General features: G+C 27.2%; 6 protein-coding genes. 1 reads left to right on the top strand and 5 read right to left on the bottom strand.

Going from position 1 to position 6,765, the window contains the following annotated elements; all coding sequences use genetic code 11:
- The first annotated feature begins 308 nt into the window (after window positions 1-308).
- Window positions 309-773 (top strand): helix-turn-helix domain-containing protein, encoded by a 465-nt coding sequence (locus NF27_RS01120; protein ID WP_039454886.1) that lies wholly within the window; start codon window positions 309-311, stop codon window positions 771-773.
- 9 nt (window positions 774-782) lie between these two features.
- Here NF27_RS01120 and NF27_RS01115 read toward each other — a convergent pair whose 3' ends face one another.
- From NF27_RS01115 to NF27_RS12210, 5 genes are all read right to left on the bottom strand, one after another.
- Window positions 783-2,882 carry a tetratricopeptide repeat protein gene (locus tag NF27_RS01115; RefSeq protein WP_039454883.1) on the bottom strand — a complete coding sequence of 700 codons (2,100 nt, stop codon included), beginning with the start codon at window positions 2,880-2,882 and terminating at the stop codon, window positions 783-785.
- Window positions 2,845-3,078, bottom strand: coding sequence for a P-loop NTPase family protein (locus NF27_RS01110; RefSeq protein WP_152606808.1), 234 nt, complete (start codon window positions 3,076-3,078; stop codon window positions 2,845-2,847). Before NF27_RS01110 ends, NF27_RS01115 begins: the two co-directional genes overlap by 38 nt.
- 19 nt (window positions 3,079-3,097) lie before the next feature.
- Window positions 3,098-4,582 carry a hypothetical protein gene (locus NF27_RS01105; RefSeq protein WP_152606807.1) on the bottom strand — a complete coding sequence of 495 codons (1,485 nt, stop codon included), beginning with the start codon at window positions 4,580-4,582 and terminating at the stop codon, window positions 3,098-3,100.
- Window positions 4,583-4,807: 225 nt separating this feature from the next.
- Complete coding sequence (locus tag NF27_RS01100) at window positions 4,808-6,298, bottom strand: carboxypeptidase M32 (protein WP_039454872.1); 1,491 nt, start codon at window positions 6,296-6,298, stop codon at window positions 4,808-4,810.
- A 23-nt stretch (window positions 6,299-6,321) separates the two neighbouring features.
- The coding region (locus tag NF27_RS12210; protein ID WP_039454870.1) for a hypothetical protein at window positions 6,322-6,765 on the bottom strand (444 nt) is incomplete at its 5' end.

Raw genomic sequence — 6,765 nt, 5'->3', positions numbered from 1 at the left:
TTGTATATCACTACCTAATCTACCAAGTATTTCTACATACGCTCCGCTTCGCATATATTTCTCCTTTATATCTAGCAGCAATGGTTTAGCATTACCGCTATATTTACTTGTTTTTTGCTTGTTGATCTGATAGATTATACTTCTAAGTCTTTGGTCTATCAGACCTTTAAAAAGGTGGTTATTTACGGTAACCGCCTTTTTTGTTTACTATATACATAAACAAATATATAATGTGTTGTATTGTACATAATTTATACATACATGTAAATAATTTTATACATATAATCATATAAATATTAAATATTATAATGCTTGCAGAAAAACTTAGAGAAATAATAGCCCAAAAGATTGAAGAACAGAAAAGAACCATTTCTTCTGTAGAAAAAATAGCAGGGTTACCACAAAATGCTGTTAGAAATATTGTAGAAGGTCGCTCTCAAAATCCTACAATAACCACCTTACATGCTATTGCTAGGGCATTAAACTGTTCTTTAGATGAACTTATTGGCAACCTTTCCAGCTCTAATGTAGCTGGTTTCAATTCGAATAAGGCGGATAAACATTTAGATAGTATAGAATGGAATCCTGATTTATTTCATAAAATTACAGAAGCCATAATTGCATATATTAAAGAGATCAATCTTCAACCTAAATTACCACAAATACTTTTTTTCATAGAAGAATCTTATGTTTATTCTGTAACTAAAAAAAATAATGAGTTTGATCCTCAGTTTATTGAATGGCTTATTGAGCATAACCTTAAAAACAATTAGGTTCTATACTTACAAATCATTAATATTCATAAACTGTTTAATCATTTCTTTAGTCCTCGGATGATCTAAACCAAATTCAGTTTGATGTTTATTTATTATTTGGTTTAAAGTGTACTTGTCTTTTTGTTTATAAGCCACAAAAGCTATATTTAAGTATAGCTCACTTATGTAATCTATCTTTAAATTCTTATATCTGTGTTCATAAATTGAATATGTTTTTTTAAACCAATCCATTGCCTTTTGTAAGTTATTATTATAAGACTCTATTTTACCTTTTACAAAGTAAATTGCAGCTAACTCATCGCTTTGTTCTAAACTATTTTTGCTATCTGAATTTTTGATATGCTCTAACATAACATTTATTGCTTGTGTAATATGATGGTCAGCCTGCTCTACATTTTTAAGGCCTAATTCAGCTCTAGCTAATTCGGTCAAGATACGGGACTGTAACTCATGATCTTCATTGAAATACTGATTAGATTTTATATATATATTATTACTTATCTCAAAAGCTTGTTTGTATTGTTGCATTCTATTAAGTGCTTCTGCTTTAAGTAAGAAACTTGGGGCTGTAAATTGATCATCTGCCAAATTTTCTTCTACTTTAATAGCTTGGTTTGCATGGGATAATGCTTTTTCGTCATTCCCTTTAGATATTTCTATATAGGATTTAACATAATAAAATAACCCTAAATTTGGAAGGTTAGTATATTTGTTTACAATTTCTTCAGCAGCGATTATATGCTTTTCTGCATTTTCTAGTTCACCTATACTAATTTCTGTCTGTGATAACATGGATAATATTGTATATATTAAATCATAGTGAATATCAGGGTTATTGATAATAAGGTTTAGAGCTTTATTAAAATCTTCTATAGCAGCTAGGCAATCATCTGTAACAAAGTCAGCATAAGTTGCCCTATATAACAAAACATTGGCAATTATATTATTTAATTTTTCGTCATTTTTAATTATATTAAATTCTGGAAGTGTTTTATCAAACCAATCCAAAATAACTTTAGCATTACGGTAATCTAATCGATAGAAATATAATAATAATAAATGCTTTTTTAAATGCATTATTTCTTTGATATCAGATTTATATTTTTTTGCGTTTTCTAACAACCTTTCTAGGTTACTGAGCAAAGTAGGGTATTGATTATTTAATTGACCTAGTTCGCTTACATCATTAGGTAACCAATTGTTTAATTTCTTTAGGAGCTCGTCCGTATTTTTACTTATTGCTTCTGAGCCTAAATATTTATGTAAGGATATTTTTAATAAGTCATGTAATTCAAACTCAGCATTTTCTATTGTGTTATGATTATCCATTTTTTTAAACTCTACTAATCCATATTTATTTATTTCGTATAAAGCATTTAAAAAGCTAGCTTTTGTTTGACCTGTGCTATTCCATATTTTTTCTAATATTTCTTTATGTAAATTATAGTTATCTATTAAACTACTATAAATTAATATCTGTTGTGCTTCTTGGCTTAGCTTAGGGTAATATAATTTAACATACTTAACAACTGATTGATTGTACGTTTTTTGCTCTATAGCACTATCACTAATTTTATCTAAAGTTTCTATGTCTTCCTCCATCATATCTTTAAAGTCTATTACGGAAAAATATTGATTATTTGCTAAAAAACTTGAGCTTTTTGCTAATCCGAGAGGATAATTTTCCATGACTTTAGCTAGTAACTCTATGTCTTCCTCAGGATAATCGTTTAGTTTTTTATTAAGATACTGTGTGGCTTCGCTGGTTGAAAATAAGCCTACATTTATTATATTTGGTAAACCTTCTTTAACCTGAGATAACAACAATATATTTTGCTCTTTAGTTAAAGGCTCTTCAAGGATCTTGATACCAGAAAATTTACTTTCAATTAAAAAATTATCAAATATTAATAACCAGTTATCATTTCTTTTCAAATACTCACTTACATTATTAATGACCTTTTCTATATCATAGGATATATAGCAATCACTTTTCTTATTAGAGCAAAATGCTAAGTTGATATTTTTTGCTAACTCTTGAAATTGGCTTTCTGGATCATTTTTACAATCAAAAAACCATATAATTTTCTCTGTTTTGCAATGCATACTGCCTTGCAATCTGAGATTTACCAATTCCTGTTATGCCAGTTAAAGAAACTATATTTTTACCTGACTTATGATTTTTCAATATATTTTGTAAGTAGTTTTCTCTTCCTGAAAAATATTGACTTGGATAAATTAAGTTTGAAACCTTTTGTGCATTTGAACTATTAGCAAACGCATAATTACTATATATTATCACAAGAAATATACTTAGGATTTTAACTCTTTTTATAATCGGATAATGCAACCACATTTTGTTTTCTTACCTCCTGCTCTGCAATAGTGCTTTTACTAAGAAGAATCCTAAATATGTTATTTGTTTCTGTATTAGTGCAGCTTTGATACCTAATATTTAACTCTTTTAATGCTATAATTAATTCCTCCCATAAAAGAAGAAAGTTAAACATTTTATTATTCCTTGTATGCTTATCTAGTTCTTCCAAATTAAAATGAAAACCATTATCTATTAGCTCTAATTCAATATCTGTACTACTGCTTGTTATATTAATTATTAATTGTTTTTCTTTAGGTAAGGTACTAATTATTAACCCTATTAAACTGCATAATATTTGAGTTATAGTTATTGAACTATAGGGTAAATTTAGCTTAGAAAGCTTATAGTTAAATATAATACTTAATTTCTTTTCTTGAATTTCATCTAACCAGTAAGCAATACTCTTTTCAATAATTGATTTTAAATCAATCGAATCTGAATCCTTAATTAATATTTTTTGCTCAGACAAATTTAGTGTCTTAAAAAATATACTTTGGATCTCATGCTCTAAGTGCATATAATGAAGCTCTGTACCTTTTACTATTCTAAATTTTTCCAATAAAGAGGCTAAAGAATTTGCAATATCTGAAGATGATTTTTGTAATCCCTGTACAATTGTACTATGTATTTCATTTCTAACTGATAAAGTACCTTTTAGTTGTTTATAAGTTACTTCTAATTCAGAATTTGTGCTTATTAGCTTTTTACATGTACTATTTATGTTCAGTATCTGAGATTCATAATGGTTATGTAGAATGTTTGAAAAATAGTTTTTTGATTTAAGAAAAAGGTAAATAATACATATCAGCATAATTAGCATAACTGAAATTGCTAATATTATTATTTCCTTATACTTTTCATATAAGTAATCTTTATTTATCCATGCTAAAATTATAATTCCATTTTTTAAGTTTTTTTCTAACTTAATATGTGACTTATAATCATTTTTATCTTTGGTGATATTATTTATAAAGTTATTTTTCTCAGAGTTAATCAGCACATATGATATATGATTACTGTCTGCAAAATAGCTTGTATTATTAAGTAGTTCGTTATAATCAAACTCAATAATTAAGCATCTACCTTGCTCTAATAAGTGGGAAACTTTAATTTTATCTATAATATCATGTATTTTATAAATACTATGTGTGCTTCCCTTACAGTTTTCTAAGTAGATTCTATAGTTTTTAACTCTTGCAAAAAGAGTTTGGATATTGAATTCATTTATATATTTATTAATTTTAAAAGTATTATCTTTAACAGGTTTTATGTTTTCACCAGCTATACTTAATATTAACTTTGCTCGGTCAATATCATGAATAATTTCTTTTAAAAAGCTGTTATAAAAGCTTGCTAGTAGTTCTTTTTGCTGTAAATCAAATTTTTTAAGAGCATATATTGTAATGAAAGAACATGACAATAAAACCATAAGTATTAGTGATATAATCAAATGTATATTTGCTTTTTGCTTAGGAGGTTGCACAGCTATATACTCTTATCCTTACAATGAAATAAACTATAAAAAGCTGCAAACATAAATTAACAAATAATTATATAAATTTAATAGTATTTTAATATAATAATGTATTTATATCAAGTATTTGTTTTTATTTAGTATTTTATATTACATTAACAATATTTACTTACTAAATCATTAGTTATCAAATTTACCGGTTAAGTATTTTTTTAAATATTCACTCTTTAATTCTTCTCCACAAGATTTAGCAATAAGTTCATCCGAACTATATAAACCCCCATAATTATGTATATTAAAATTTAACCATTTTTGCACATCATTTAAATTAGTATCAGTGTACTCATATTGTAAACTAGGTATAGAGCTTTCAACTTTATATTTAAGTTGTGCAGCAAACATTGCACCTAATAAATAGCATGGAAAATATCCAAAATATCCTAAAGACCAATGAATATCTTGTAAGCAACCTGTACTATCAGAATCCGGCTTCTTACCAAAAAGCTTGTAAAAACTTTCATCCCATAAAGATGGTATATCTTCTGCTTTTAGATTTTCTTCAATTAGTGCTTTTTCTAGTTTATATCTATGTATTACGTGTAATGGATAAGTAAATTCATCAGCCTCTATTCTAATATCGCTTTTTTTTACTCTATTTATAAGGGTATATATACTTTCTACTGATATAGTATCTGTTATATAATTTTGTAATATTGGTAAAATATATTCGATAAATTGTTGGCTACTAGCTATTTGGTATTCATAAAACAAAGATTGGCTTTCATGAATTGTCATATTCTTATAGAAACCAATTGGTTGATTTTCCCAATCTTTTGCTATATTTTGTATGTACATTCCATGCCCGGCTTCATGGATAGCTCCCATAAGTGCATAAAGAAAATTTGCTTTAGTATATCTAGTTGTGATTCTGGTATCAGTAGATATACCTCTGCAAAATGGATGTGAGCTTGTATCTAACCTTCCTTTAGAAAAATCAAAACCTATTTTTTTTAAAATTTCTTTAATTAGTTTCTTTTGTACTCCTATTGGTACAAAAGGTAATCTCGCAATATTAAAACTCTCCTTTTCTTGTTTCTCAATTACTCGATCTATGTTCTGTGTTAGATATGTTTCGACTTGATTAAACAGGGCGTCTATTTTTACAGTCGTTCTACCAACATCAAATTGACTAACAAGAGCATCATATTTTGTAGTACCATAAAATGATGCTTTTACGGTTGCTACTTCTTGAACTAAGTTAATTACTTTATTTAAATAAGGCTGTAATTTTTTAAAGTTATTTTCCTTTTTTGCATCTCTCCATATAACTTCACATTCAGCTATACTTAGCGATAATCTTTCATGTAATTTTTTATCAATTATTGTCGCATCAGTATGAAGCCTCTTCATTTCTTGAAGGTTTCTTAATTGCCAATAATCTAATTTTTCATCTTCACTTCTTTTAAGTAATTCAGAAACCTTTAAGCTTTTAATAATAGAATTAGAAAGATTTTTTATAGTGGATATTTGTATAGCCCTTGAATTACTTCCTAAGCTTGGCATTACTACTGAACTATCCCAATTTAACAAATCGTTAACCGATTCTAAAACAACATATTTTTTATAGATTTCTTCCAGTTGAAGATAGTTTTTTACTTTATTAATACTCATAAAATTCTCTTTTTATGATTTTTTTACATACTTTTAAGATGTTCATTATGTAGATTAAAATTTATATTTTGATTATAATTTATTAAATTAGGAATTCCTTTTCTAGCTTTTTCCTCAAAATATTTTTCACTTTTTCGTATATAATGATGCAACTTAAATTGGGTATATACATATTCGGCAAATGCCATCTCCCAACCTTGCCTTCTAAACTCTTCCTTGAAAGGATCTACAACTTTGTATTCCTGTTTATCACTAAACATGTATTCTTCAAATTCTTTCCTCCCCTTCTCTTCCCCTGCCCTACCCCAACTATCTTCTAGCTCAGCTAACGCCTTACTTCTAAGTTCATTCGCTACTTTCTGTACCTTTATTTCTAATATCTCTTCTTTCCTTCTTTCTTCTTCCTTACGCTTATTCTCTTCTCTAAACTTTATAATTTCTTTTTCCCTTATCTTCTCTCTTTCCTT

Source organism: Candidatus Jidaibacter acanthamoeba (genome assembly GCF_000815465.1).
Taxonomy (GTDB): domain Bacteria; phylum Pseudomonadota; class Alphaproteobacteria; order Rickettsiales; family Midichloriaceae; genus Jidaibacter; species Jidaibacter acanthamoebae.
The sequence above is the reverse complement of the archived record's forward strand: the minus strand, read 5'-3'. Positions and strand labels throughout refer to the sequence as shown.